At 40.3% G+C, this 685-nt stretch carries 1 protein-coding gene and 1 pseudogene; both read right to left on the bottom strand.

The features are described from left to right. A pseudogene (locus tag GMD3S_RS10540) lies at positions 1-166 on the bottom strand (preprotein translocase subunit YajC); the annotation flags it as partial. Then, positions 166-685, bottom strand: a 520-nt coding sequence (locus GMD3S_RS0210255) for a PTS system mannose/fructose/sorbose family transporter subunit IID (protein ID WP_025173029.1), incomplete at its 5' end; no start/stop codon positions are given. The pseudogene GMD3S_RS10540 and the gene GMD3S_RS0210255, both read right to left, overlap by 1 nt.

Genomic DNA, 685 nt, shown 5'->3' with positions numbered 1-685 from the left:
ACAACAACAACACTTCATCATCAGATGTTAAAGAAGCTAAATACTCTTGTCGTTGCTCCATCTGTTTGCGAAGCAACTTTTGCTGACGAATAGAATGAAAGCTTGACAGTAAAAGGGGGCTCACTGCCAAGACAATCACTATTCCATAAAACAATGTCGTATCCATTAAGCTAGAATCTTAAGCCAGCTTCCGATAATTCCGATGATAACTGTTAAAATAACGAGTTTATATGTTGTCCATTTCTTTTCTTTGATCAAGTAGTAAACTAAAAGTGTAAATAGGGCTGGTAGAAGAGCCGGAGCAACCTTATCAAGCATTCCCTGAATGCTTACGATACTTTGTTTAGCGTCTGCTTTTACTTCCCCTGCAGCAAAGGTAATCGGCACCATAATCTTAACAGATGTCGCTGCCAAACCAGCAATTACGGTTACACCGATAATATTGGCAATACGAGAAATCGTTGCCATCTGTTCGCTTAGTTTATCAATCACAGTTGTTCCTAGTTTGTATCCATACAGACCAGTTGACAATTTAATAGCTGTCAAAATCGTATTCATCGCAAGGAAGAACAAGATTGGACCGACAACCAAGCCTTCTTGAGCAAACGAAGCTGCGATGGTTGAGAACAATGGAGCTAAACAAAATTGAGAGAGAGAATCCCCAATACCTGCCAACGGTCCCATC

The organism is Streptococcus sp. GMD3S, assembly GCF_000298695.2.
GTDB lineage: Bacteria > Bacillota > Bacilli > Lactobacillales > Streptococcaceae > Streptococcus.
The sequence above is the reverse complement of the archived record's forward strand: the minus strand, read 5'-3'. Positions and strand labels throughout refer to the sequence as shown.